The organism is Streptomyces sp. NPDC002490 (assembly GCF_040296045.1).
In the GTDB taxonomy this organism is placed as follows: domain Bacteria; phylum Actinomycetota; class Actinomycetes; order Streptomycetales; family Streptomycetaceae; genus Streptomyces.
Genome location: NZ_JBEOWM010000003.1, coordinates 33,232 through 57,564, shown reverse-complemented (window position 1 = coordinate 57,564; position 24,333 = coordinate 33,232). Strand labels below are relative to the sequence as shown.

Here is a 24,333-nt window from a genome sequence, read left to right as displayed (position 1 = left end):
GGCGCGTCCCCGGCCGTCACCCGTCCTGCCGCGCGGGCGTGCGCCGGCGGGCGGCCGGGGTTTCACTCGGGGCATGCCAGCCACGGGCGAGCCGCGCGCGGACCGGCCCGGCGGCGCGGACGGAACCGGCGCCCGCCGGCCCGGGCCGTTGCGCCGGGTCGGCGAGTTCTGCGCCCGGCACGCCGTCCCGGTCCTGCTGCTGTGGCTGGCCGCGCTCCTCGGGCTCCAGGCGCTGCACCACGCCTACGGCGGCACCTACTCCGACGACTTCTCCCTCCCCGACACCCCGTCCCAGCACGGGCTCGACGTCCTCAAGGACCACGACCCGGCCGCCGGCGGCTACGGCTCGCAGATCGTGCTGCACAACGCCGACCGGCCGCTCAGCGCGGTCGGCCCGCAGCTCGACCAGACCGTCACCGCGCTCCAGAAGCTGCCGGACGTGCTGTCCGTGCAGAACCCGTTGACCGCTCCCCCGACACCGTCCGGTGCACCCGACGTGGGCCCGCTCTCCGGCGACGGGCACACCGCGTACGTCACCGTCCGGTTCGACGTCCAGCCCTCCACCCTCGGCGAGGACTACCTGCACGGCGTCGACGCGGCGGTGCAGCCGCTGCGCTCCGCCGGCGTGGACGTCGAGTACGGCGGCCCGCTCGGCGAGTTGGCGCGGCCGGAGCCGAACGACCGGCTCAGCGAGGCGATCGGCTTCGGGGTGGCGATCGTGGTGCTGCTGATCGGCTTCGGCAGCGTCGTCGCCGCCGTGCTGCCCCTGGTCACCGCGCTGATCAGCGTGGTCTGCGGGCTGGCGCTGCTCGCCCTGCTGGCCGCCGCCTCCACCTTCGCGACCGTCTCCCCCACCCTGGCCACGATGATCGGGCTGGGCGTCGGCATCGACTACGCGCTGTTCCTCGTCACCCGGCACCGGCAGGGGCTGATGGACGGCCGGGACCCGGTGGCGGCGGCCGGCGGGGCCGCGGCCACCAGCGGGCACGCGGTGCTGCTCTCCGGCTGCACGGTGATCATCGCGCTCTCCGGGCTCTGGGTGTCGGGCATCGCCTTCATCGGCAAACTGGGGCTGGCCGCCGCGGTGACCGTGGTGACGGCCGTGCTCGGCGCGCTGACCCTGGTCCCGGCGCTGCTCGGGCTGATCGGACGGCACGTCGACCGGTGGCGGGTGCGCACCCCGATCGCCGAGACCGACGCCGAGCCCGGCGAGGAGGTCACCGGTGCCTGGCACCGCTACGCCCGGCGGGTGGAACGACGGCCCTGGTGGTACGCGGGGGCGGGGGCGGCGGTGCTCGCCGTGCTGTCGATCCCGGTGTTCTCGATCCAGCTGGGGCACATCGGCGACGGCGCCGACCCGAAGTCGTTCACCGACCGGCGCGCCTTCGACCTGATGTCCGCCGCGTTCGGTCCCGGCTCCAACGGTCCGCTGACCCTGGTCGTCGACCAGTCGGACGTCCCGCAGGCGGACCGGTCGGCGCTGGCCGCGCAGGCGACGAAGGCGCTGACCGGGGTGCCGGACGCCGCCTACGTCACCCCGTTGACGGCCACCTCGGACGGGGACGTGCTGGTGGGCACCGCCTACTCGGTCGCGGCCCCGCAGGACGAACGGACCACCGACCTGGTCAACCGGCTCCGCGACGAGGTGCTGCCGGACGCGGTCGCCGGGACCTCCGCCCACGGGTACGTCACCGGGACCACCGCCGCCCAGGTCGACTTCCTGGACATCGTCGCCGCCCGGCTGCCGTGGATCATCGCGGCCGTGGTGGGGCTGGCGTTCCTGGTGATCCTGGTGGTGTTCCGGGGCGTGCTGGTGGCCTTGAAGGCGGCCGTCCTCAACGTGCTGTCCATCGCGGCCTCCTACGGGGTGGTGGTCGCGGTGTTCCAGTGGGGGTGGGGCGGGCCGGCGCTCGGGGTGTCGGGGACGGTGCCCATCGAGAGCTACGTGCCGATGATGATGTTCGCGATCGTCTTCGGGCTGAGCATGGACTACGAGATCTTCCTGCTCTCCCGCATCCACGAGGCGTGGTTGCGCACCGGCGACCCGAAGGCCAGCGTGGCGCACGCCCTGGAGATCACCGCGCGGGTCATCACCTGTGCCGCGTTGATCATGGTCAGCGTCTTCGCCGCGTTCGTCATCTCCGACAACATCGTGGTCAAGATGCTGGGCCTGGGCCTCGCGGTGAGCGTGCTGGTGGACGCCACGGTGGTGCGGCTGCTGCTGGTGCCCGCGGTGATGACGCTGCTCGGCCGCGGCGCCTGGTGGACCCCGCGCTGGCTGGACCGGGTGCTGCCGACCCTGCACGCGGAGGGCGAGGCCCCGCCGCCCCGCCCGCCCGCCGGGTGACGCAGGCCCGGGGCGGATCACCGGGTGCGGCGGTGGAAGAGCGGGACGGCCAGGGCGATCGCGCCGGCGGTCACGCCGGCGCACCAGGCCAGCGCGATCCACGGCTGGTGGCCCACCCGCTCGTCCAGCAGCAGGGCCCGCACGGACTCGATCAGCGGGGTGAGCGGCTGGTGTTCGGCGAAGCCGTGCAGCCAGCCCGGCATGCTCTCGACCCGGACGAAGGCGCTGGAGGGGTAGGGCAGGAACATCATCAGGAACGCGGAGCCGCCCGCGGCCTCGGGGGATTCGGCGAGCAGGCCGAGCGCGGCGGAGAGCCAGGAGACCGCGACGATCCAGCAGGCGAGCAGCCCGGCCGCGGCGAGGTACTCGACGGGGCCGGCGGTCGGCCGGAACCCGATGGCGAGCGCCACGCCCAGCACCAGGGCGGTCGCGACGAGGTTGCGGGCGACGGAGGCGGCGACATGGCCGGCGAGGACGGGGACGCCCCCGATGTCGGCGGCCCGGAACCGGTCGATGATCCCGTTCTTCATGTCCTCGGCCACCGCCACGGCCGTGGACCCGGCGCCGAAGCCGGCGCACAGCAGCATGACGCCGGGGACGACGTAGGTGACGTAGGCGGTGCCGGTGTCGATGGCGCCGCCGAAGAAGTAGACGAAGACCAGCATGAGCAGCACCGGCAGCAGCAGTGCGGTGAACAGGGCGTCGGGGCTGCGGCGGCTGATGCGCAGGCTGCGGGCGGCCATGGTCCGGGCGGTGGTGAGGGAGGCGGTCATCGGCGGTCTCCGGTCGGGGTTCCGGTCGGGGTTCCGGTCGGGGTTCCGGTCGAGGTTCCAGTCAGGGCCAGGAAAACGTCGTCGAGGGTGGCGGTGCGCAGGTCGAACCGGTCGACGGAGGTGCGGTCGGGGTCGAGCGCGTCGAGCAGCGCGCGCACGTGGCCGGCGGTGCCGTCGGTGGCGATCCCCACGGTGAGCCGGTCCGGGTCCAACCGGGCGCCGGCGACGGGGAGTCGGGCGGTCACCCGGTCGTAGTCGGCGCGGGAGGCGAGCACGAGGTCCAGCCGGTGCCCGGCCACCCGGGACTTCAGCTCCCCGGCGGTGCCCTCGGCGACGACGCGACCGCCGTCCAGCAGGCTGATCCGGTCGGCGAGGACGTCCGCCTCCTCCAGGTACTGGGTGGTGAGCAGCACGGTGGTGCCCTGGGCGCGCAGTTCGCGGACGATCCGCCACAGGTCCTGGCGGCTGCGCGGGTCGAGGCCGGTGGTGGGTTCGTCCAGGAAGAGGACGGGGGGCCGGGTCACCAGTCCGGCGGCGAGGTCCAGCCGGCGGCGCATGCCGCCGGAGTAGCCGCGGGCGGGGCGCCCCGCGGCGGCGACGAGGTCGAACCGTTCGAGGAGTTCGTCGGCGCGGGCCCGGGCCGCCCGGGCGGTCAGCCCGGCCAGCCGGCCCATCATCCGCAGCGTCTCGGCACCGGTCTGGAGGGCGTCCACGGCGGCGAACTGACCGGTGAGGCCGATCCGGGCGCGCACCTCGGAGCGCGCGGCGCGCACGTCGTGCCCGGCGACGCGGGCGGTCCCGGAGTCGGCGGTGGTGAGGGTGGCCAGGATGCGCACCGTGGTGGTCTTGCCGGCGCCGTTCGGTCCCAGCAGGGCGTGCACGGTGCCGGGCCCGACGTCGAGGTCGAGGCCGTCCAGGACCCGCAGGTCGCCGTAGGACTTGGTCAGGGCGGCGGCGTGGATGCCCATGGGCGGTCACCTTCCCGTGATCGGCGCACCTCCGCGCACCGTTCTGCGTATGCCATACACACTACTGCGTAAGTAATACACAGAACTAGGATGAGGTCAATCGGGAGCAGTCGGAGCACCACCCGTCAGCAGTCAGCAGGGAGGACGGAGCGATGCCGGAGCCGGACGGGGGCTTCCTGCCCGCCAGCCTGGAAACCGCCTGGGGCCTGCGCGAACGCCCCGCCAAGGGGCCCCGACCCGCCCTCGGGCTGGACCGCATCGTGGACGCCGCGATCGCCCTCGCCGCCCGCGACGGCATCGACGCCGTCTCCATGGGCCGGGTCGCCAAGGAACTCGGCGCCTCCACCATGTCCCTGTACCGCTACGTCGCCGCCAAGGACGAGCTGTACGTCCTCATGGCCGACACCGGGGTCGGCACCCCGCCGCCCGTCCCCGAGGGCACCACCGGCTGGCGCGCCCTCCTCACCACCTGGGCGCACGCCCAGCTCGACGTCTTCCGGCACCGCACCTGGCTGCTGCGCATCCCGATCAGCGGCCCGCCGGCCACCCCGAACCAGGTCGCCTGGATGGAGCGCGGCCTCGCCGCCCTCGACGGCACCGGCCTACACGGCGACGAACGACTCGGCACGCTCACCCTCGTCGGGGGCTTCATCCGCAACCAGGCCACCCTCACCGCCGACCTCGCCGACGCGGTCCACCGCAGCGGCGCCGACCCGGACCGGGTCCTCGCCCGCTACGCCCACACCCTCCGCCGCTTCACCGACCCGGTCCGCCAGCCCGCCATCACCCGCCTCCTCGACGCGGGCGTCTTCAGCGGCCCGGACGACGACCCCGACGCCGACTTCCGCTTCGGCCTCGAACGCATCCTGGACGGCCTCGCCCCGCTCGTCGCCCGCCGCACGGCGGAGGCGGGCGGCACGGGGCACGGGTGACGGCGGGGACGGTCAGCCGGTTCCGGCCAGGCTCCACGACTCCCTTGCCCGTTGCGGCCGTTCCGCTCCGCCTGCCCGGTCGAGGCGGGACACTGCCTCCGTGGCCTCCATCTACCGCAGCACGACGGGCGAGGAACTCATCCGGCGCTGGTGCCTGAGCCGGCTCGACGCCTGGCCGGTACCGCAGGAGCGGACGACGGTGACCGCCCGCGGCGTCCCGACCCACCTGGTCCTGGGCGGAGACGGCGCGAGGACGGTCGTGTTCGTGCCGGGCACCAACCTCAACGCCGCCGCGTCCCTTCCGCTGGCCACCGCCCTGGTCGCCGCCGGCCACCGGGTCCTGCTGGTGGACGTCCCAGGACAGCCCGGCCTCAGCTCCGGCGAACGGGCCCCCTCCCGCGGCCGGTCGGCCTGGTACGGGGCCTGGCTGGACGAGGTGCTCGACAGCGTCCCGTCCGGGCCGGTGGCGGTGCTGGGCCACTCCTTGGGCGCCGCCATCGCCCTGTCCGCCGGCTCGTCCAGGATCAGCCGGCTCGTCCTGGTCTCGCCCGCCGGGTTGACCGGGCTCAGGCTGACCCCGTCCGTACTGGCCGCTTCGGCGGCCTGGTTCCTGCGGCCGGCGCCGACGCACAGCGCCCGGCTCCTGCGCACCATGCTCTCCCCGGGCCGTCAGCCCCGCGAGGACCTGGTGCACTGGATGACGCTGGTCGCCCGGCACGCGCGCTCCAGCGGGGCGCCCGGCTTGGCCGTCCTCCCCGCACGGTCGATCCCCCGCACCGTCCTCACGGGCGAACACGACGTCTTCCTCCCGCCCGGGCGCCTGGAACCGGCGGTGCGCGGCATCCTCGGCACCGAGTTGGGCGTGGTTCCCGGAGCCGGACACCTCGTGGTCGAGGAACGCCCCGAGCACCTGGCCGAGGTGCTGGGGGGACCAACGCCGGGGAGGTAGCCTCCCGGACCGGCTCCGCACGTCGAATCCCTTGCCTATAGGGGTAGTTGACAGCACACGTAGAGTGGAGTGGAACGCATCGACACCCGCCCGCACACAGAAACCGGGCGGCCCGACGGGGGGAAGAAGGGTGCGTGCCCGATGATGATCGGGCTCATCTCCACGATCGCCGCCGTGTGTTACGGCGGCACGGTCTCGCTCCTCGCCCTGACGGCGACCTTCGCGCGCCGGCGCGCACTACGGCACGAGGCGCGCAGCACGCTCGCCGTCCTGGTGCCGGGCACGGCGGTGCAAGCGCCCCCGCCGTCACCGGACGGCACATCGGGCGAACCGAACGGCTGAGCCCCGGTGCGTCCGGACCGGACGAGGACGACCGGGGTGCCACCCCTCCCCGGCCTCCCGGCCCCCGCCGCCCTCCCCGCACAGGGCGTAGGTTGCCGGGAGAACGCGAAACCCCCGGGAGGGCGACGACATGAGCAAGTGGGAACCGGTCGAGGTCCCGCAGTCCCTGGCAGCGTCCTACGCCAGGACCTTCGGCGAGGAGGGCAGGGCCTGGATCGCCCGACTGCCCTCCCTCACCGCCGAGTTCCTGGGCCGCTGGGAGCTGAGACCGGACGGCGCGGCCCGCTCCGGGGAAGCCTCCCTGGTGCTGCCGGTGCGACGCGCGGACGACACCCCCGCGGTCCTCAGGCTCCAGTCGCCCAGGGAGGAGACCACGGCCGCGGTCATCGGGCTGCGCACTTGGAACGGCGCCGGAACGGTGCTCCTGCTCGACCACGACCCCGGGAGCGGCACCATGCTCCTGGAACGACTGGACGGCGCCCGGACGCTGGCCTCGGTCGAGGACGACGACACGGCCATGGGCATCCTCGCCGAACTCCACGCCCGGCTGGTGGGCGTCCCCGCGCCGCAGGGGCTGCGCGGCCTCGGCGACGTCGCCGCCGAGATGCTGGCGAAGACCCCCGGGGCCGTCGCGGCGCTGGCCGACCCGGTGGAGCGCCGGCTCCTGAGCGGCTGGGCCGCGGCGGTGGCCGAACTGGTCGACGAGCCCGGTGACCGGATGCTGCACTGGGACCTGCACTACGGCAACGTCCTCGCCGCCCGGCGCGAACCCTGGCTCGCCATCGACCCCGAACCGCTGGCCGGGGACCCCGGATTCGACCTCTGGCCCGCCCTGGACAGCCGGTGGGACGACGTCGTGGCGAAGGGCGACGCCCGGCGCACGGTGCGGCGCCGTTTCGACCTGCTCACCGAGGCCCTCGGCCTCGACCGCTCCCGCGCGGCCGGCTGGACCCTCGGCCGGCTGCTCCAGAACTCCCTCTGGGACGTCGAGGACGGCTCGGCCGCCCTCGACTCCTCCTCCGTCGTGATCGCGGAGTCCCTGCCCCGCCGGTGACGGCCCCCTGGGCATTTCACCCGAACCGGCGGTTTGCGCGCGCGACCGGGCGACGGGACGGCGTGCTGGCCCCACGGTGGGTGCGGACGCCCCGTCCGCACCCACCGCCACTCCCGCCCGCCCAGGAGCACAGATGCACCAGCCGAATCCGTCCGGGGTCTCCGTCGCCGAACTCCCCGCCGGCGTCCGCACGATCACCACGGCGGCCACCTCCGTCGCCGCGTTCCTCGGCTACACCGAGGTCACCCGTCCCGGGGGCACCGCCGAGGCCCCCTCCGACGAGCCGCCGGACGGCTCGCCCCGCCCCTTCACCGAGGCCGAGCGCACGGTCCCGCAACGCATCGACAGCTGGCGGGAGTTCACCGCCCGCTACCAGGTCGACGCGCTCGCCCGGCGACTCGCCGCGGCGACCGACCCGGTCACCGTCCGCACCCTGGAGCGGTGCTTCCCGCTCGCCGAAGCCGTGCACGGCTTCTTCGCCAACGGCGGGCGCACCTGCTACGTGGTGGGGTTCGCCGACCCGTCCCGGGCGGTCTCCGCCCGGGAACTCCGGGGCGACGCCACCGCCCGCACCGGGCTGGCCGGGCTGGAGTCCGTGCCCGAGGTCACCATGGTCGTGGTGCCCGGCCTCTGGGACATGACCGGCGACGCGTCCGCGCCGGCGGGAACGCCCGACCTGGACGGGGGCGTGCGCAGGATGGCCGAGGTGGTGCGGCACTGCACCGCCCGCCGGGACCGGCTGGCGATCCTCGACCCGCCGCCGGACCTCGACGCCGACCGGGTCAAGGCGTTCGTCGACGGACTCGACGCGCCCGACTCCGACGCCGCGGCCTTCACCGCCCTGTACTACCCGTGGATCACGGTGCCGGGCGTCGACGGCACCGCGCGGACCGTGCCGCCCGGCGGACACGTGGCCGGGGTCTGGGCCCGCACCGACACCGAGCACGGCGTCCACGTGGCCCCCGCCGGCCAGGTCCTGCACGGCGTGCGGGAACCCGGGGCCCCGCTCACCGAAGGCGAACACGGCCGGCTGGACGAGAAGGGCGTGAACTGCCTCCGCCACGTCCCCGGCGGGGGCCTGCTCGTCTGGGGCGCGCGCACCCGGTCCACCGCCCGGACCTGGCGCTACCTCACCGTCCGCCGCCTGGTGTGCCACCTCTCCGCGTCCATCCGCCGCGCCACCGCCTGGGCGGCCGCCGCACCCCACGACGAGCACCTGCGGGCGGCACTGCACCGCACGATCACCTCGTTCCTCACCGACCAGTGGCGCCGGGGCGCACTGGTGGGCCGCGGCCCCGAGGAGGCGTTCTCGATGGTCTGCCACGGGAGCGACGACCCGCCCGGACGGACCGGCACCGGTGGGATGACCTGCGACATCGGCGTGGCCGCGGTGCGCCCCGGCGAGTTCGCCCGCTTCACCGTCAGCTGGTGCACCGACGCAGCGGGGCCCGGCGGCCGCGACCCCGGAGCCGGGGCCCGGGCACCGGGGGACGGTCCGCCCGTCCGCCGCGGGACCTGAGCTCCGCTCCCGGTGCGGCGGCCGGCCGTTCCCCTCCCGGCGGGGCGTCAGAGGGAACTGCCCGCGGTGCGGAGGTCCTCCAGTCCGATGCGGCGGAAGAAGTCGGCGCGGAGGCGGTCGGGACCGCGCAGACCACTTCGCTGCCGTCGCGGCCGGGGTCCACGTGGGTGTGCAGGGGGCGCGTGCCGTGTCCCCCCGCGACCAGGCGCGCGACGGCCTCGGCGACCGCGGCCACCTCGGCGCCCGCCGGGACGAGCGCGGCCAGGCGCCCGCCCAGCTCGCCCGGCAGGGACCGGTGACGCCGGTCGTAGGCTTCCGCCCGGACGGCGTCGGCCGGGGCGCCCGCGTGGACGAAGTGGTTGGTGCCGGAGGGGAACGCGCCGGGCACCACGATCGCGGTGTCGATGCCGGAGGGGAGCACTTCGGCGGCGTAACTGACCGCCAGGGCCTCCATCGCGGCCTTGGCCGCGAAGTACGGGGCCAGGAACGGGGGCAGCCGCCGCGGGTGCTGGAGCTGCCGGGTCCCGGGTTGCCGGACGCCCGCGTAGACGGTGTGACCGGCCCGGGCCAGGGCGCGCACGGACAGCGCCCCGATACCGCTGGAGGCCCCGGTGACCAGGACGACCTTCCGCGTTCCGTCGTTCGGCATGGCAGGAACCCTTCGTCGATCGGTGGGCGGGGACGGGCGGTTCAGACGATTCCGCCGTTGGCGCGGACGACCTGCCCGTTGACCCAACGGCCGGCGGGAGAGACCAGGAACGCGACGACCTCCGCGATGTCGGCCGGGGTGCCGAGGCGCTCCAACGGGGGCTGGGCGGCCAGGCGGGCGACGGTCTCCTCGTCCTTGCCGTCCAGGAACAGCCCGGTGGCGGTGGGGCCGGGCGCGACGGTGTTGGCGGTGACGTCCCGGCCGCGCAGCTCCCGCGCCAGGATCAGCGTCAGCGCCTCGACCGCGCCCTTGCCGGCGGCGTACGCGCCGTACCCCGGGAGGGCGAGTCCCACCACGGACGTGGAGAACGTCACGATCGCCCCGCCGGGACGCACCCGGCGGGCGGCCTGCTGGGCGACGACGAACGTGCCCCGGACGTTGGTGCGGTGCAGGTCGTCCAGGACGGCCAGGTCCAGTTCGGCGATCGACCCCAGACGCATCCGGCCGGCCGCGTGCACGACGGCGTCGACGCCGCCGAACTCCGCCTCGGCCACGTCGAACAGGGTCGCGACCGCGTCTTCGTCGGCGACGTCCGCGCGCACCGCGACCGCCCGGCCGCCCCCGGCGACGGCCTCCGCCACGGCCGCTTCGGCCCCGTCCCGGTTGCCGGCGTGGCCGACCACGAGGGCGTGGCCGTCGGCGGCCAGCCGACCGACCGTCCGACGGCCGATGCCGCGCGAACCACCGGTGACGATCGCCACCCGGGGCGGGGCGGACTCGACGGGGCCGGTGGGCGGGGCGGCGCTGGGCATGGCGGACTCCCGTGGTGGAGGGACGGGTCGGGCCACGGCCTCGCCGTCGCCCTGCTTCGCCCCCACCCTCGGCGGACGCCCGCGCCCCGGCCAGGGGTGCGTCCACCCGGGGGACGCCACCCCCTGGCTACGCCCCGGCGGGCGCGCGACCATGCAGGGGTGAACCTTCCGGAGCTCGGCGCCTTCCTGAGGACCCGCCGCGACCGCGTCCGCCCCGCCGAACTCGGTCTCCCCCAGGGCCCCCGCCGGCGCGTCCCGGGGCTGCGCCGCGAGGAGGTCGCCCACCTGGCGGGGTTGTCGGTCGACTACTACACCGAGCTCGAACGCGGCAGCACGAAGAGCAACGCGCGGCCCTCGGCCCAGACCCTGGCCGCCCTCGCCCGCGCCCTCGACCTGACCGGCGACGAACGCGACCACCTGTTCCACCTGGCGGAACAGCCGGTCCCCCGGCCCGCGCACCGGGCCCCGGCGCACGCCCGGCCCGCGCTCCTCGGGCTCCTCGACCGGCTGTCCGACACCCCCGCACGCGTCATCACCGACCTGCACGTCACCCTGGCGGAGAACGACCTGGCCAAGGCGCTGCTCGGCGCCTCCCCCGGGCACCACGGCCCCACGGCCGGCTTCGTCTACCGCTGGTTCACCGACCCCCGGGCGCGCGGGATCCACCCGCCCGAGGACCACTCGCGCCACTCCCGGGTGTTCGTGTCCGACCTCCAGGCCGTCGCCGCCCGGCGCGGCCGGGACACGGAGGTCACGAGGACGGTCGCCGTGCTGCGCCGACGCAGCCCGGAGTTCGCGGCCCTCTGGGACGACCACGACGTGGCGGTGCGCCGTGCGGACCGCAAACGGATCGTCCATCCCGTGCTCGGCCTCGTCGAACTCGACTGCCACGCCCTGCTCAGCGAGGACGGACGCCAACGCCTGCTGTGGTTCACCGCGCCGCCCGACGGCCCCGGAGCCGGGCAGCTGGCACTGCTGTCCGCCCTGGCTGCCGGCCGGCGGGACGTGCCGGAGGGCGCCGCGCTCCGGGACCCGGCCGAGGACGGTGCCGGGGCCACGGGCTAGATTCCGGACATGGACGACGCCGACGTGACCGCGCTGCTCGCCCCGCGGGCGGGGTACCCGTACGCGGGCTGCCCGTATCCGGGCACCTGGCAGGAGGCCCCCTTCCGGGAGCGCACCGTCGACGGGGCGCGGTACGCCGTGGTCGCGGTCGACCCCGGGCTGGGCGTGCTGGGCGTACGCCGCGACGACGGCTCGCTCTGGAACCTGTCGGACGGGGACGAGCCACCGCACCTGGTCAACTCCGACCTCGCCTCGTTCACCGCCTTCGCCCGCGCCTTCGAGGAGGCCGCCGACGAGGCCGAGCGGTACGAGGGATCCGAGGAGGACGCCGACGAGGAGGCCGACGAGGAGGCGGAGGACGCCGGTGACGCGCTCACTGAGGCGCTGCTGGAGCGGTTCGCGGCGATCGACGCGGCGGCCGTCGCCGACGAGAACTCCTTCTGGAGCGTCGCGGCCGAGGAACTCGGCTACGGCATGAACGCCTGAGGCCCCGTCGGGGCCGTGCCACGAGGAGGACGGACGACCGCCGGGAGGGGAGACGGGCATGGTCCTCGCACGCATGGTGGTGACCGTGCTGGTCACCTGGATCGTGCTGGTCGTGATGCTCCTCGCACCGTCGGCCCTGCCGGTGCGTTGGCACTACTACATCTACTCCCCGGCGAGCGTGGGCCTGTGGTTCCTGGCCGTGCTCGTGGTGCCCGTCGTGGTCTGCGTCCTCAAGTGGCCGTGGATCAGGCGGGGGCGGCGCTGAACCCGACCCGCGTGCGCACCCGCCCGCCCGCGCGGCGTGCCGTCCGGTCGTCGCGTGCCGGGCGCCCTCAGGCCGAGGACGTGTAGGACGGACGGGCCGGGACGGTGGCACCCACCATGACGTCCTCGCCCTTCAGGTACGCCAGCAACCAGTCGCCGAACGTCATCTCGTGGAGCACGAACTCCCAGGTGTCCATCTCCTGCACGCCCACCGCCCAGGGTTGCGAGGGCTCCCGCGGCACGCGCAGGAAGACGTACTCCGCCTGGGAACCCGTCGCGACCGGCAGCAGTTCCCCGGGGCGGGGCCCCGCCCGGTGGGGGAGGAACTCCGCCAGGTCCTCCTCCTGCCAGAACCCGATCTCCTCCCTGATCCGCTCCCCCAGGTTCCGGAACCGGTGGCCGGGGTGGTCCAGTTGCAGGTGCCCGTTGATGACGACCGGGCCGTAGGCGTCGATCACCTCCCGGAAGTCCGTCGGGAAGCGGACCCCGAGCTCCTGCTCCAGCGCCGTCCAGGGACCGGGATCGGACCAGTGGAAACGGGGTTCTCCCAGGAGCGCCCCGATCTCCTCGACCGTCGCCATCGTGGCTCTCCCCTCACCCGCCCGCGTGATCGCCCCCGTACCCGGCCGAGGGTACGACCCGCCCCTGACACCCCGAGGTCGGGCGCGACCCCCACGACCGGGTCAGCGGCACGGACAGCACGAGCGGAACCCCCGTCGGCGGAGGCGGACCGCTACCCGCGCGGCGTCCCGGTCCCGCCGAGGCGACGGTCCTTCAGGGCCGGGAACCGCTCCCGGACGGAGGCCACCTGTGCGGGGTCGAAGTCCACGGTCAGCACCGCGTCCCCGGCGTCCGGCAACTCGCCGAGCACCGATCGCAACGCTCGCCGGAGCAGCCGTCGGGACAGCCTCTCTTTTCATTGGCCCTACTGCGTCGACGCATGCCGCCGCCCCTTACTGGAACAAGAGCAAGAAGTGCGAGCAGAAGGACTGGGATGGTCGGGCAATACCCACTCGCGTCGGCAATGGCTACCTCGGCTGGAATCACTGTTCTGGTAAACACCATCAGGAAGTGCAAGGTGGTCAACAGCGCCCTCAACGGAAAAGTCGACAAGGCGAGTGGCGCTCGCCTGGCATGCTGGGGCCGTGCCATCAACGGTGGACGCCAAGTGGAGATCGTCGTCATCGTGCAGTACGCACGAAAGACTTTCGGACGGCCAGTACGATGCCGGCAGCGGTCAGAAGATCGGCGTCATCACTGCCTACCGCAAGGGCATGAACAAGTGTCCCAATTAGGTCAACGAGTGACATCTATGAACGAAGAGGTTGCGGAGCAGCAGGCGGATATCACCCGCCTGCTGCTCCACCGTATCCAGGCACCCTTCTCAGGCGGGCAGTTCATCAGAGGGCCGGGCCCGCCGCTCCTGTCTACGCCCCGCTCCAGCCCCGGCCCGGCCGGCCCGCGCAAGAGTCGCGGGCCGTTGGGGGGGAAACCCTCTGTGGCTGGGGGTCGGCTCCGCGGCTTTGGGCAGCCACCATGGGGCGAGCCTCCAAGACCGGGGGCCCACTTCGAGGCTGGCAGGTCCACAGACCGCCCGAGTCACGCACAGCTTACGGCCCCCGGCCTCTCGCCCCATGGCAGCTCCCGCCCAAAGCCGCTCCGCCGGCCTCAGGCTATACGCAGAGACAGCGCAAACTACGGTCGGAACTTTTCGGTTCCGATTACAGGAATGACCCCTTCACCATCAAGGGACTTAAGGCTTCCCAGCAGCTTTCCCTGAGCCCAACTATTCCACGACTTCGCGATCAAATTGTAGGACGCGCGGCGCCCGCTGCTAGTGCCGAGCAATACCCGATCGCGAAAGAATCGATTCCTAAGGACAAGGCGCGGGTCCTTTTGATCCATATTGGCACCCGAGATCAGACCGCTAGCCCAGTCGTCGATCTTTCCAGAATATTCAGTCCTAGCGGCTTGAGCGAGTACCACAAGATGGGTCGGCTGATTTATTCCCGAAGCCCTGTAAGCAGCAGCAGAAATGGGAGCCATGGTTGTCAGCTCCGGCCATGCTGCGACAGCTTTAAGAATGTCGGAAGTGGCAGCCTTTGTGTCATAGAATCCGTCAAAAAGCGTTACAGGATCCCACATCTTGTACATCTGTCCGATAATTCGCGCGGCGGCGGCCACGGTTACCCTGTGAGGGATCTTAAGAAGCTGGGCAGCCTGCCTTCGGTGCCCTGAATCGAGAACGTCAAACGTCTCAGCATCACACGAAGGAATTACGAGCATTTCCACCGAAACGCCAGAGAGCTTGACACCCATCAGTCGATGCTGACCGTCGAGCAGCATTCCATTTTTATCGAACGCAATTCCTTGGTGCGTCGTCCTCCATGCGCCGTCGGACATAGCTTTCGCGTAGCGCTCATAAACGGTATCAGAGAGGACTCGATTACTTGCCGGGTTACAATGAGTCAGCCAAAGGTCGGCCATTTCTGGAGTGATGATCATATACTGAGGGCCAATTGGCATGGCCGGGAGGTCAAGCATGTTGCGCCTTGCGATCCCTTCACGTGGGGCCGGACCACGGATGATACAGGATTGATAGCACGAAGAAGGTATGTTTCGCCTGGCAAGGCGCAGTAAACGTAAAGCCGACACCTAGCCCAAACGCCCGAATGGTCACCAATGGCCAAAAATAGTAACCTGCTTCGCGTTTCATGGCAATAGCCGTACGCCCGATAGTATCCACTAAAAATTCGATATGAGAGCCAGTGAACCGAATGCGCCAGAGCTAGGGACCGGAAATGACGTGATAGGTCGAGCAGGAAGCACGGAACGGTCGGGCCCCCAGCCTTTTCGAAGGACGAGTTCGCTTGCCTGGGCAATATCGGATGCCAGCGAGGTCGGCCCCGACATCCGTCTCAGTTTCCGTCTCATTGAGCCTCTTTCATCCTGAATAGTTGCAGTTCAGTAGGGTGTGGACGGCCTGGACGATGGTGCCGATGCGACGGGTGGAGCATCTGGCTCGTCGGAGCAGACTCACTGACTGGTGAAGAAGGATCAGAGCCACTTTCGATGACGGCAGGGCGCGGCCGGCGGTGAAATCCTTTTGCGGGGGTGCAGTCGTCGGCGTGGTCTGCCGCGGCGGGTTCCGTGTGGACCGCACCGGCGTCGGCGTGGGAGGCATCGGCGTGGTGGCGGCGCTCGGTTTACGGGCTTGGTCGATGGGCGCTGGCGCGCCGTCCGGGGCGGTGTCGGGTTCGGGGAACACGCGGCGAAAGAGTGCCCGCATCGCCGAGGTCTGCCGTTCGGTAGCCGTCTGGACCGGGCGACCGTGCGGCCGGCCGTCTCCGGATCCGCTACGGGATACGAGCAGATCTACGCCTCGGACTACTCCAACGCGCCTGCGGCATCATCTGCTTGCGACGCCTCCGAATCCCCTTCTGAAACGATCAGCAACGAGCGGCCCGAGCCGCACGGGCGGCCCCCACCGAGGGACCCGTTGCCGGCCCGCTACCCGCGCGGCGTCCCGGTCCCGCCGAGGCGACGGTCCTTCAGGGCCGGGAACCGCTCCCGGACGGAGGCCACCTGTGCGGGGTCGAAGTCCACGGTCAGCACCGCGTCCCCGGCGTCCGGCAACTCGCCGAGCACCTCGCCCCACGGGTCGACGACCACGCTGTGCCCGGCCTGGTCCACGCCCGCGTGGCGTCCGGCGGAGCCACAGGCCAGCACGTAGCTCTGGTTCTCCACGGCGCGGGCGCGGGCCAGCAGCGACCAGTGGCCCCGGCGCCGTTCGGGCCAGCCGGCGGGGATGACGAGGGCTTCGGCACCGGCGTCCACCAGGCCCCGGAACAGCTCCGGGAACCGCAGGTCGTAGCAGGTGGCGAGGCCCAGGGTGAGTCCGGGCAGGGCGACGGTGACGAGGGCGTCGCCGGCGCCCATCAGCACGGCCTCGCCCCGGTCGAAGCCGAAGCGGTGGATCTTGCGGTAGGAGGCAGCGAGGGAACCGTCCGGGGCGAACACCAGGGACGTGTTGTAGAGGGTGCCGTCACGATCGCGTTCGGGAATCGAGCCGGCGTGCAACCACACGCCGGTGTCGCTCGCGGCCTTCGCCATCGCCTCGTACGTGGGACCCTCCAGCGGCTCGGCGGCCGCGTCGAAGGACTCGGAGGCGAAGGCCCCCGTCGTCCACAACTCGGGGAGCACCACGAGGTCCGCGCCGCGTTGCCCGCGGACGAGGGACGCAACCCGGGCCCGCCGGGACGGGACTGACTCCGCGTCGTCCGCACCGGTCTGGATGAGTGAGGCGCGCACACTACCACCGCCTTGGCATCGGGGCCGTCGACACGGCCTACGATCGTCACACGAAAGCACTGCCGGGGTGCCCGCAACCAGCGTACTGTGCCTTTCCGGGGAGCCCCCGGACCCCCGACCGTGCCCGAGCCCGATCCGTCCCGTACGGCCGGTACGCGCCGTACGACCCGCACCACCGGAAGTACCGCTGCCCGTTCCGCCTGCAAAGCCCGCCGCACGCACCAACGCCCGAGGGGTCTCGTGAGTCTCCATCCCAGCCTTCAGAACTACGCCGACGCCTGGACGCACTCCGTGGAAGCGATCGCGGAGCTGGTGCAGCCGCTCGTGGAAGGGGAGTGGAACCGCGCGACCCCGTGCCCGGGCTGGTCGGTGCGGGACATCGTCTCCCACGTCATCGGCCTGGACTGCGAGATGCTCGGCGACCCGCGGCCCATCCACACCCTGCCGCGGGACCTGTACCACGTGAAGACCGAGCACCAGCGGTACATGGAGATGCAGGTCGACGTGCGCCGGCACCACACCGGGCCGGAGATGACGGCGGAGCTGGAGTACACCGTCATCCGGCGCAACCGGCAGCTGCGCAACGAGAACCGCCAGCCCGACGCGAAGGTCCGCGGGCTGCTCGGCGCCGAGGAGACCCTGGAGTTCGCGATGCGCCGGCGCGCGTTCGACATCTGGGTGCACGAGCAGGACCTGCGGGTCGCCCTCGACCGGCCCGGCAACCTCGACTCCCCCGGCGCGCACGTGACGCGGGACCTGATGCTGGAGGCGCTGCCCAAGGTCGTCGCCAAGGACGCCGGCGCGCCCCCGAACTCGGCGGTGGTGATCGACGTGCACGGGCCGGTGGAGTTCCTGCGCACCGTGCGGGTGAACGCCGAGGGCCGCGGCTCCGTCGACGGTGCCCCCTCGCTGGGCCCCCTGGTGACGCTGAGCACCGACTGGGAGACGTACTCCCGGCTGGCCTGCGGACGGATCACCGCCGAGTCGGCGGGCGACCGGATCAAGACGGAGGGCGACCAGGAGTTCGCCACCGCACTGCTGCGGAACTTCTCGATCACCCCCTGACGGTGGACCCGGTCGCGGGATGGACGTTCGGCACCGGGCTGGTGATGCTGGCCGGGGCGGTGCACCTGGTGCGGAACCGGGTGGTGGGCGGAGGCGTCGGACGCAACTCCGCGGTGGGCATCCGGACCAGGGCGACGACGGCCTCGGACCCGGCCTGGGCGGCGGGGCACGCCGCGGCCGTCCCGATGCTCACGGCGACCTGCCGGACGGGCTACGCGGCGGGTGGGGCCACCTGGGCGATCGGCCTGGCCGGGTCGTGGGGCGGGGCCGGCGGGCCGGCGGTCCTCGTCGTGCCGCTGGTCGGCGTCGTGGCGGTCCTCGCGCTCCTGGCCGCGGCGGCGGTCACGGCGGACGCAGCCGCTCTCCGCGGTGACCGCGGTGACCGCGGAGAGCCGGGCGGACGCGAAGGGCGCGAAAGGCGGGGAGGACAGGGAGGGCGGGGAGGACCCGGAGGGTCGGTCGGGCCGGAGGAGCGGCTAGGTCCTCCCGTCGTCACCCCCGTGCGGAGCCCGGTGCGGCGTGCAGGGCCGGTTCGGCGGGCACGGCGACCAGGTGTTCGGCGAAGAACGGCACGGCTTCCGCCACGGCGCGCTCCACGTACTCCGGCACGTCGTAGAAGTCCATGTGCGCCGCGCCCTCGACGATGACCAGCCGCTTCGGCCCGCGGACCCGTCCGTGCAGTTCGGTGGTGTGCCACAGCGAGCCCGCCTCGCTGCCCGCGACCATCAGGACCGGCTGGGTGAGCAGCTCCTCCACCAGGTGGAAGGCGTCGAAGGCGAGGACCTTCCCGATCGAGCGGGCGAACAGCATCGTGTTCTGCGCCCTGGGGTGCCGGGCGCGCGGGGTCAGGTAGTAGTCGTGGGCCTCGGCGAGGTCGCGCGGGGTGGTCGCGTCGGGTTCCACCGGCACGTACGGGACGTACGCGGGCTCCGCGCCGGCGGCCTCGGCGGTGCGCTGCGAGGCCGCGGCGAGCAGGGTGGGGAGCGCGGCGGAGTCGGGTTCGGTCCCGGTCCAGCCCCTGCGGTAGGCGCTGCCGATGTTCACGGCGCTGACGGTGACGACGGCCTTGATCCGGTGGTCGGTCGCGGTGGCGCTGACGGCGTAGCCCGCGCCGGCGCAGACGCCGAGCACGCCGATGCGCTCCGGGTCGACGAAGTCGAGGCCCTGGAGGTGGTCCACGGCGGCGCGGACGTCCTCGACCCGGGCCGCCGGGTCCTCCAGGAACCGCGGTTCGCCGCCGCTCTCGCCCTGGTGGGAGGCGTCGTAGGCGAGGGCAACGAAGCCCCGCTCCGCGAGCTTCGCGGCGTACCGGCCGGCCGTCTGCTCCTTCACGCCGCCGCCCGGGTGGACGGTGACGACCGCGGGGTGGCGGCCCCGCGGGTCGGAGTCGGCCGGCAGGTGCAGTCGGCCCGCCATGGTGATCGGGCCGTTGGGGAAGGTGATGGCGTCCACGGGGTGCTCCCTGGTCTCGTCGGTCCCGGCCCGCGGAGCCCGTGAGCCGCTGCGCTCGCGGGTGCCGTGGGGCATGGCACTCGCCGGTGCCGTGCGGCGCGGCGCTCGCGAGGGCGGTCGGCTCCGCGGCGGTCGGCTCCGGGGCGGTCGGCTCCGTCGCGGGGTGCCCGGCCGGTCGCCGGTCCGGGCCACACCTCCACCCTGCGCCTCCGACCGCCCCGGTGGGAGAGCGCGGTGATGGGGGGTACCGGCAGACCCTGCCGGGGCGGGCGGAAGGTGCCTAGCCTGGACGGCATGGAGACCTCGAAGGACCTCAAGGACTTCCTGATGACCCGCCGGGCCAAGATCACCCCCGAGCAGGTGGGTCTGCCCGGGGGCGGCCGGCGCCGGGTCACGGGCTTGCGCCGGGAAGAGGTCGCCCTGTTGGCGGGGGTCAGCGCCGAGTACTACGTGCAGATCGAACGTGGCAACGTGGCCGGAGTCTCCGATGAGGTGCTGCACGCGGTCGCCGGGGCGCTCCGGCTGAACGAGATCGAAACCGGACACCTGTTCGACCTGGCGCGGGCGGCCACCGCCCGACGCGGCCGGGGCCCGACCCGGGGGCGGGCGACCGGGCGCCCGGAGGTCTCGCCGGGCTTGCAGGCGGTGCTGGACGCGCTGGTCGGCGCCCCGGCGGTCGTGCAGAACGCCCACCTCGACCTGGTCGGCGCCAACGACCTGGGCCGGGCCCTGTACTCCCCCGTCTACGACGGCACCCCCGCCGGCCGGCCCAACCTGGCCCGGTTCGTGTTCCTGGACGACGGCGCCCGCCGGACCTTCCCCGACTGGGAGGGCGCCGCCGACGTGGTGGTGGCCCTGTTGCAGGTGGAGGCGGCCCGCTCGCCGTACTCCAAGGCCGTCACCGGGCTCGTAGGGGAACTGGCCACCCGCAGCACGGAGTTCCGCACCCGGTGGGCGGCCCACGACGTACGGGCGCACCGCGGCGGCACCAAGCGGTTCCACCATCCGCTGGTCGGGGACCTGACCCTGCGCTTCGAGGCCCTGGACGTCACCAGCGCCGCCGGCCTCACCCTCTTCGCGTACACCGCCGAGCCGTCCTCGCCCTCCGCCGACGCGCTCCGGCTGCTGGCGAGTTGGACCGCCCCGCAGCCCAGCCCGACCGCTGCCCCGGCGAACCGCACGGACGCCACCCCGCCGGACCGCCCCACCGGGGGCGCCGGCGCCCCCGGGTGACCCCGTCCCCCGCGCCGGGTGCCGCCGAGCGCGACGGTGACGCCCGGGCCGCCGGAGAGCGGCCCCGGCCCACCTCCGAACGTCCCTCTATGCTCGGTGCCACCGCCACGCCCGCCACCCCGGAGGTACTGCGATGACCGGCTCCGACTCCCCGCCCCGTCCCGTCCCGCGGACCGACCCGGCCGAAGGGTCGACGGACCGTCTGGCCGCTCAACTCGGCCTCCGCGCACCGGTGTCCGCCGTCTTCGGCGAACCCGTCACCCGCGACGGGATCACCGTCATACCCGTCGCCGACGTCGGCTTCGGATTCTTCGGCGGAACGGGCCCCCAGACCGACGGCGCCGACCCCGCCGGCCTGGGGGCGGGCGGCGGCGCCCGCGCCCGCGGCTACATCGAGATCAAGGACGGCACCGCCACCTACAAGCCCGTCCGGGCCCCCTGGACGGACCTCGCCGTCCCGCTCGCCGCCCTCCTGGCGGGCGCCGTCCTGCCCCCGCTCGTGCGCCGGCTCGCGGAACTCCGCCCCTTTGCCCTCAGGGGCCGACGGGGAGCAGCACCCCGCCGGTGAGCCGCAGGAGTTCGTCGAGGGTGGTCGGGAAGACGGTGTGCGGCGTGCCGGCGGCGGCCCAGAGCCGGGGGTAGTCGCCGAGGGCCGCGTCGACCACGGTGGGCAGGACCCGGGGGTGGCCGACCGGCGCCACGCCCCCGATCGCCTGCCCGGTGGCCTCGCGCACCTGCTCCGGAGTGGCCCGGCGCAGCTTTCCGCGCCCCCAACGGGCGGCGAGCGCCGTGGTGTCCACCTTGTGCCGGCCGCTGGTGAGGACGAGCACCGCCTCCTCGTCGGAGAGGAACACGAGGCTGTTGGCGATGGCGCCCACCTCGCACCCGAGGGCTTCGGCGGCCTCGGCGGCGGTGCGCGTCGAGGCCGCCAACTCGCGCACCTCGCCCGTGACGCCCGCCTCGGCGAGGACCCGCGCCACCTCCGCGCTGCGGGTGGGCAGGGTGGTGCCTTCCTGGGGTGCCATGCGCTTGCTCCTTCGTACGGTGCGGATCAGCGGCCATTCACGTTCCATATACGGAACGTTCTGTGTGTGGAACGATAGGACCCCCAGGGGCCCGGATCAACCGACCCCCTCCGGAGCCGGGAAGGCACCCCTTTGGACCTCGCCGCCGACCTCGCCGCCGACGTCGGCGCACGGGTGCGGGAGTTGCGCGAGGCGCAGGGCCTGTCGCTCTCCGAACTGGCACGCAGGTCCACCCTCGGCAAGGGGACGCTCTCCGAACTGGAGAGCGGGCGCCGCAACCCCACCCTGGAGACCCTCTACGCCCTGACGACCGCGCTCGGGGTGCCGCTGAGCACCGTCCTGCACGACCTCGCGCCCCCCGTGAAGGTCTCGGGAAACGCCGTCGAAGCCGTTCTCCTCGACCGTTTCGAGGCCGACGCCTCCGTCACGGAGACCTACCGCATCCGCATCCACTCCGGAGCCACGCAGCACTCCGCCGCACACGCCCCGGGCACCACGGAACACCTCGTCGTCCTCACCGGCACCGCCCGCATCGGCACCCTCGCCGAACCGGCACTCATCGGTCCCGGCGCACACGGCAGTTGGCCCGCCGACGTCCCGCACCTGTACGAGGCCCCCGACGGAGACGTCGAGGCCGTGCTGATCGTGCGCCATCCGCGGTGACGCCTCGGGCAGCGCCTCCCGCTGGCTGCCCGTCGGGAACGTGTTGGACGCCGAGCTGGCCGATATCCTGGCCGGCCCCGAGGCCCAGCGGGTACGGGCGGAGCTGGCGGCCGACTTCGCCGCCCGCGCGGTGACCACGACGGACGGGAACCAGTACCCCTCTACGCCGTGCGACCCGCAGTGCGGGCCGTCGTGCGGACCGGCCTGCGCCCCCTCCTGCTGGCCCACCGGGGCGGGTCCCTGTACGCCGAACGGGGGCTGCCAGCCGAACTACGACTAGGAGCAGCGTGTTCGTCGACCGGGTCTCCGTACCGCACGGATTGGCTCCCGACCAGGCCGAGCGGGCTCGGTGGCCGTTCACCGTGCCCGCCGTCGCCCAGCTCCTGGACGAGGGGCTGGCCTTCACCCGGCCGGTGACGTTCCTGGTCGGGGACAACGGCTCGGGGAAGTCCACGCTGGTGGAGGCCATCGCGGAGAGCTTCACGCTGGACGCGCGCGTACGGCGGGCGTCTCGCCCGGCTCCGCGGACGGCCCGACGCGACAAGAACCCCGCTCGGCGAAGTGCTGCGCGCCGACACGACCCGGGCCGGGGCCCGGATGCTCGCCGGGCCCCGCCGCCACAAGAAGGGCTTCTTCCTCCGGGCCGAGACCGCATTCGACATGACCGAGAACCTCGGCGGCGTCCCCGGGTACTGGGACGAGGACACCAGCGCCATGAGCCACGGCGAGGGCTTCCTCACCATGTTCCGGACCATGTTCGACGCCCCCGGCTTCTACGTCATGGACGAGCCCGAGGCCGCCCTGTCGTTCACCGCGAACCTCCAGCTCGTCGGGCTGATGCACCAACTCGGCGAGACCGGCGCGCAGGTCGTCTGCGCCACCCACTCGCCCGTCCTCGCCGCCACCCCCGGCGCGGACGTCATCGAAGTCGGCGACCACGGCTTCCACCGCACCACCTGGAAGAACCTGGAACTCGTCGACCACTGGCGCCGCTACCTGAGCGACCCGAACGCCTACCTCCGCCACATCGTCCCGTGACCACCACCCCGGCCACCGGCTCCGATGCGGTCGCCGAGGCCGACCGCCGCTTCCGCCTCTGGATGCGACAGAACCTCGACCGCGCCGCCGCCCGCTTCGGCCTCACCGTCACCGGTGAGCCCGTGTTCGGCTGGCGCGACCGCCCCATCAGCGCCCTTGTGGACAGCCCGGACGGAGCCCCCGAGGACGGACCGACGCTTCAGTCACGCCCGACGGCCGCAGCATCGTCCTCACCCCGCGGACCTACCAGCCGTGCTCGGTGAGGCCGGCCCGGTCCTCGCCCCGCAGGTAGCCCAGCAGACCGGCGGCGGGGTACTCGATGATGTCCTCGGGCAGCTCGTGGACGGCCCACCAGCGCAGGCCGAGGCACTTCTCGGGTTCGCGGTTGACGGGCTCGCCATCCCATGCGGTGGCCTCGAAGAACAGACCGATGCGCTCGGCGTCCGGGCCCTGCCGGTGGTGCACCACGTGCACCAGGCGCAGATGGGCGGGGTCGACCTCGACACCGGTCTCCTCGCGCAGTTCACGTGCCGCACCCACGGTCAGCGGCTCGCCTGCGTCGAGCTTCCCCGAGGGGGCGTGCCACCGACCGTAGCCGTACGGTCCGCCGCGCTGCGACAACAGGACCTTGTCGCCGTCGCGCAGGATCACGTGCGTGTCGATCACGGGGGCTGCCGGTGCTGCCGTGTTCATGAGTTCACCGTGGGGTCATCGAATCGGGGGGACTGCCGACGCTACCCCTGGCAGGGGGACAGCGGCGGCGATTCGCTACGCCCGTAGGCGTGGCGTCAGTGGTATCGAGTACGAGCACGTCGACACCCAGGGGTGATCCACGCGCCACGGTGGTGGCTACGCCTCCGTCGCGAAGCCCACGAACGTACGCCAGGCATCGTGGTCCACGAAGAACGCCGGACGCTCCCGGTCCTTCGAGTCACGAACACCCGTGCTGTGCGAGAGGAGGGCGACCTCCACGCAGGTGGTGCCCGACCCGCCGCTGTACGAGGACTTGAACCAGCGAGGGGAAACGTCGAACTCGGTTGCCGTCATGGGAAGTACACCTGTCCTTCAAGGCTCGACGACGGTGCTAGAACCCAGCCTGCCCGAGACCTCACCGGGCTATCCCCCGCCGAGTACGGCTGTGGCGCGCGACCGGGACTTCGGCCGCGCGCCACAGGTGCTGGCTACGCCTCCGTCGCGAAGCCCACGAACGTGCGCCAGGCATCGTGGTCCACGAAGAACGCCGGACGCTCCCGGTCCTTCGAGTCACGAACACCCGTGCTGTGCGAGAGGAGGGCGACCTCCACGCAGGTGTCCCCCTTCTCACTGCTGTACGAGGACTTGAACCATTGATGTCCGTCGCGGGGCTCGGGGTTGCTGTGCATGGTG

At 73.0% G+C, this 24,333-nt stretch carries 27 protein-coding genes and 3 pseudogenes; 15 read left to right on the top strand and 15 right to left on the bottom strand.

Annotated elements, in window-relative coordinates:
• Positions 1–73: 73 nt before the first annotated feature.
• A complete protein-coding gene (locus tag ABT092_RS02590; protein WP_351238944.1) occupies positions 74–2,347 on the top strand; it encodes an MMPL family transporter in 2,274 nt (757 codons plus the stop codon).
• A gap of 17 nt (positions 2,348–2,364) precedes the next feature.
• On the opposite strand, the gene ABT092_RS02585 is transcribed toward ABT092_RS02590, so the two are convergent.
• Together ABT092_RS02585 and ABT092_RS02580 are read right to left on the bottom strand one after the other, a co-directional pair.
• Complete coding sequence (locus ABT092_RS02585) at positions 2,365–3,120, bottom strand: ABC transporter permease (RefSeq protein WP_351238942.1); 756 nt, start codon at positions 3,118–3,120, stop codon at positions 2,365–2,367.
• Entirely contained in the window at positions 3,117–4,088 is a 972-nt protein-coding gene (locus ABT092_RS02580; RefSeq protein ID WP_351238940.1) for an ABC transporter ATP-binding protein, read from the bottom strand. The genes ABT092_RS02585 and ABT092_RS02580 overlap by 4 nt, the downstream gene beginning before the upstream one ends.
• 152 nt (positions 4,089–4,240) lie before the next feature.
• On the opposite strand from ABT092_RS02580, the gene ABT092_RS02575 reads away from it, so the two are divergent.
• The 5 genes from ABT092_RS02575 (at position 4,241) to ABT092_RS02555 (ending at position 8,884) form a co-directional block, all read left to right on the top strand.
• A complete protein-coding gene (locus tag ABT092_RS02575) occupies positions 4,241–5,020 on the top strand; it encodes a TetR/AcrR family transcriptional regulator (RefSeq protein ID WP_351238938.1) in 780 nt (259 codons plus the stop codon).
• A 100-nt stretch (positions 5,021–5,120) separates the two neighbouring features.
• Positions 5,121–5,969 (top strand): alpha/beta fold hydrolase, encoded by an 849-nt coding sequence (locus ABT092_RS02570; RefSeq protein WP_351238936.1) that lies wholly within the window; start codon positions 5,121–5,123, stop codon positions 5,967–5,969.
• A gap of 141 nt (positions 5,970–6,110) precedes the next feature.
• On the top strand, positions 6,111–6,311 hold the full coding sequence (locus tag ABT092_RS02565) for a hypothetical protein (RefSeq protein ID WP_351238934.1): 201 nt from the start codon (positions 6,111–6,113) through the stop codon (positions 6,309–6,311).
• A gap of 130 nt (positions 6,312–6,441) precedes the next feature.
• The gene (locus ABT092_RS02560; RefSeq protein WP_351238932.1) at positions 6,442–7,365 is read left to right on the top strand and encodes an aminoglycoside phosphotransferase family protein; all 924 of its coding nucleotides are present in this window, start codon (positions 6,442–6,444) and stop codon (positions 7,363–7,365) included.
• Between the two features lie 133 nt (positions 7,366–7,498).
• Positions 7,499–8,884, top strand: coding sequence for a phage tail sheath family protein (locus tag ABT092_RS02555; protein ID WP_351238930.1), 1,386 nt, complete (start codon positions 7,499–7,501; stop codon positions 8,882–8,884).
• Here ABT092_RS02555 and ABT092_RS02550 read toward each other — a convergent pair.
• Together ABT092_RS02550 and ABT092_RS02545 are read right to left on the bottom strand one after the other, a co-directional pair.
• A complete protein-coding gene (locus tag ABT092_RS02550; RefSeq protein WP_351238928.1) occupies positions 8,787–9,533 on the bottom strand; it encodes a hypothetical protein in 747 nt (248 codons plus the stop codon). The genes ABT092_RS02555 and ABT092_RS02550 overlap by 98 nt on opposite strands.
• 41 nt (positions 9,534–9,574) lie before the next feature.
• Positions 9,575–10,345 carry an SDR family oxidoreductase gene (locus tag ABT092_RS02545; RefSeq protein WP_351238926.1) on the bottom strand — a complete coding sequence of 257 codons (771 nt, stop codon included), beginning with the start codon at positions 10,343–10,345 and terminating at the stop codon, positions 9,575–9,577.
• A gap of 159 nt (positions 10,346–10,504) precedes the next feature.
• On the opposite strand from ABT092_RS02545, the gene ABT092_RS02540 reads away from it, so the two are divergent.
• From ABT092_RS02540 to ABT092_RS02530, 3 genes are read left to right on the top strand one after another with little or no spacing between them, the layout of a single operon-like run.
• On the top strand, positions 10,505–11,410 hold the full coding sequence (locus ABT092_RS02540; RefSeq protein WP_351238924.1) for an MmyB family transcriptional regulator: 906 nt from the start codon (positions 10,505–10,507) through the stop codon (positions 11,408–11,410).
• Between the two features lie 9 nt (positions 11,411–11,419).
• The gene (locus ABT092_RS02535; protein ID WP_351238922.1) at positions 11,420–11,896 is read left to right on the top strand and encodes an SUKH-4 family immunity protein; all 477 of its coding nucleotides are present in this window, start codon (positions 11,420–11,422) and stop codon (positions 11,894–11,896) included.
• Positions 11,897–11,954: 58 nt separating this feature from the next.
• Positions 11,955–12,161: a hypothetical protein gene (locus ABT092_RS02530; RefSeq protein ID WP_351238920.1), complete on the top strand. Its 207-nt coding sequence runs from the start codon at positions 11,955–11,957 to the stop codon at positions 12,159–12,161.
• A 67-nt stretch (positions 12,162–12,228) separates the two neighbouring features.
• On the opposite strand, the gene ABT092_RS02525 is transcribed toward ABT092_RS02530, so the two are convergent.
• From ABT092_RS02525 to ABT092_RS02500, 5 genes and pseudogenes are all read right to left on the bottom strand, one after another.
• A complete protein-coding gene (locus ABT092_RS02525) occupies positions 12,229–12,741 on the bottom strand; it encodes an SMI1/KNR4 family protein (protein ID WP_351238918.1) in 513 nt (170 codons plus the stop codon).
• A 152-nt stretch (positions 12,742–12,893) separates the two neighbouring features.
• Positions 12,894–13,010, bottom strand: a pseudogene (locus tag ABT092_RS02520) (carbon-nitrogen family hydrolase); the annotation flags it as partial.
• Positions 13,011–13,855: 845 nt separating this feature from the next.
• Positions 13,856–14,704 (bottom strand): hypothetical protein, encoded by an 849-nt coding sequence (locus ABT092_RS02515; RefSeq protein WP_351238916.1) that lies wholly within the window; start codon positions 14,702–14,704, stop codon positions 13,856–13,858.
• A gap of 400 nt (positions 14,705–15,104) precedes the next feature.
• Positions 15,105–15,206 (bottom strand): annotated as a pseudogene (locus ABT092_RS02510) (IS5/IS1182 family transposase); the annotation flags it as partial.
• A 464-nt stretch (positions 15,207–15,670) separates the two neighbouring features.
• Entirely contained in the window at positions 15,671–16,471 is an 801-nt protein-coding gene (locus tag ABT092_RS02500) for a carbon-nitrogen family hydrolase (RefSeq protein ID WP_351238914.1), read from the bottom strand.
• Positions 16,472–16,711: 240 nt separating this feature from the next.
• Here ABT092_RS02500 and ABT092_RS02495 point away from each other — a divergent pair, with 240 nt between their 5' ends.
• Complete coding sequence (locus ABT092_RS02495) at positions 16,712–17,536, top strand: maleylpyruvate isomerase family mycothiol-dependent enzyme (RefSeq protein ID WP_351238912.1); 825 nt, start codon at positions 16,712–16,714, stop codon at positions 17,534–17,536.
• Here the strand turns inward: ABT092_RS02495 and ABT092_RS02490 are convergent.
• Positions 17,526–17,729 carry a hypothetical protein gene (locus ABT092_RS02490; protein WP_351238910.1) on the bottom strand — a complete coding sequence of 68 codons (204 nt, stop codon included), beginning with the start codon at positions 17,727–17,729 and terminating at the stop codon, positions 17,526–17,528. The genes ABT092_RS02495 and ABT092_RS02490 overlap by 11 nt on opposite strands.
• 299 nt (positions 17,730–18,028) lie before the next feature.
• Positions 18,029–18,988 carry an alpha/beta hydrolase gene (locus tag ABT092_RS02485; protein ID WP_351238908.1) on the bottom strand — a complete coding sequence of 320 codons (960 nt, stop codon included), beginning with the start codon at positions 18,986–18,988 and terminating at the stop codon, positions 18,029–18,031.
• 294 nt (positions 18,989–19,282) lie between these two features.
• Between ABT092_RS02485 and ABT092_RS02480 the strand changes: the two genes are divergently transcribed.
• Both ABT092_RS02480 and ABT092_RS02475 read left to right on the top strand, forming a co-directional pair.
• The gene (locus tag ABT092_RS02480) at positions 19,283–20,221 is read left to right on the top strand and encodes a helix-turn-helix domain-containing protein (RefSeq protein WP_351238906.1); all 939 of its coding nucleotides are present in this window, start codon (positions 19,283–19,285) and stop codon (positions 20,219–20,221) included.
• A gap of 133 nt (positions 20,222–20,354) precedes the next feature.
• A complete protein-coding gene (locus ABT092_RS02475; RefSeq protein ID WP_351238904.1) occupies positions 20,355–20,789 on the top strand; it encodes a spore germination protein GerW family protein in 435 nt (144 codons plus the stop codon).
• Here ABT092_RS02475 and ABT092_RS02470 read toward each other — a convergent pair.
• Positions 20,755–21,246, bottom strand: a complete 492-nt coding sequence (locus ABT092_RS02470; RefSeq protein WP_351238902.1) for a YbaK/EbsC family protein — start codon at positions 21,244–21,246, stop codon at positions 20,755–20,757. The two genes, ABT092_RS02475 and ABT092_RS02470, sit on opposite strands and share 35 nt — an antisense overlap.
• Positions 21,247–21,378: 132 nt before the next feature.
• Between ABT092_RS02470 and ABT092_RS02465 the strand changes: the two genes are divergently transcribed.
• The 3 genes and pseudogenes from ABT092_RS02465 to ABT092_RS02455 all read left to right on the top strand — a co-directional run bounded on the left by ABT092_RS02465 (position 21,379) and on the right by ABT092_RS02455 (position 23,210).
• A complete protein-coding gene (locus tag ABT092_RS02465) occupies positions 21,379–21,909 on the top strand; it encodes a helix-turn-helix domain-containing protein (RefSeq protein ID WP_351238900.1) in 531 nt (176 codons plus the stop codon).
• Positions 21,910–22,196: 287 nt separating this feature from the next.
• Positions 22,197–22,947: pseudogene (locus ABT092_RS02460) on the top strand (AAA family ATPase).
• On the top strand, positions 22,944–23,210 hold the full coding sequence (locus ABT092_RS02455) for a hypothetical protein (protein ID WP_351238898.1): 267 nt from the start codon (positions 22,944–22,946) through the stop codon (positions 23,208–23,210). The pseudogene ABT092_RS02460 and the gene ABT092_RS02455 overlap by 4 nt, the downstream one beginning before the upstream one ends.
• Here ABT092_RS02455 and ABT092_RS02450 read toward each other — a convergent pair.
• The 3 genes from ABT092_RS02450 to ABT092_RS02440 all read right to left on the bottom strand — a co-directional run bounded on the left by ABT092_RS02450 (position 23,191) and on the right by ABT092_RS02440 (position 24,329).
• Entirely contained in the window at positions 23,191–23,640 is a 450-nt protein-coding gene (locus tag ABT092_RS02450) for an NUDIX hydrolase (RefSeq protein WP_351238896.1), read from the bottom strand. The two genes, ABT092_RS02455 and ABT092_RS02450, sit on opposite strands and share 20 nt — an antisense overlap.
• Before the next feature lie 156 nt (positions 23,641–23,796).
• Positions 23,797–23,994, bottom strand: a complete 198-nt coding sequence (locus tag ABT092_RS02445; protein WP_351238894.1) for a DUF397 domain-containing protein — start codon at positions 23,992–23,994, stop codon at positions 23,797–23,799.
• A gap of 134 nt (positions 23,995–24,128) precedes the next feature.
• A complete protein-coding gene (locus ABT092_RS02440; protein ID WP_351239273.1) occupies positions 24,129–24,329 on the bottom strand; it encodes a DUF397 domain-containing protein in 201 nt (66 codons plus the stop codon).
• Positions 24,330–24,333: the final 4 nt, after the last annotated feature.